Annotated in this window: 1 pseudogene; it reads left to right on the top strand. The window is 71.0% G+C overall.

Annotation, left to right across the window (positions count from 1 at the left end):
- Nucleotides 1-334 (top strand): annotated as a pseudogene (locus EN850_RS37625) (RND transporter); the annotation flags it as partial.

Raw genomic sequence — 334 nt, forward strand, 5'->3', positions numbered from 1 at the left:
CAACCGCAGCGCGGCGGCGGTACCGCACCTGCTGGCGGAGCGCCAGGCCGCACTGTTCGAGCTGGCCGCACTGATGGGCAGGGTTCCGGCAGACTATCCCAGGGAGGCGGAAGCCTGCCCCCAGCCCCCTGAGCTGGAGCAGGCGCTGCCGGTCGGTGACGGCTGGCAGCTGCTCCAGCGGCGCCCCGACATACGTGCCGCCGAGCGCAGCCTTGCGGCGGCCACGGCGATGATCGGCGTAGAGACCGCAGACCTTTATCCGCGGGTCACCTTGGGCGGTTCCCTGGGTACAGCGTGCACGCCCCCTCAGCTGCTTTCTGCCGACGGTTTTGGG

Source organism: Mesorhizobium sp. M8A.F.Ca.ET.207.01.1.1 (assembly GCF_004794715.1).
Classification (GTDB): Bacteria; Pseudomonadota; Alphaproteobacteria; order Rhizobiales; family Rhizobiaceae; genus Mesorhizobium.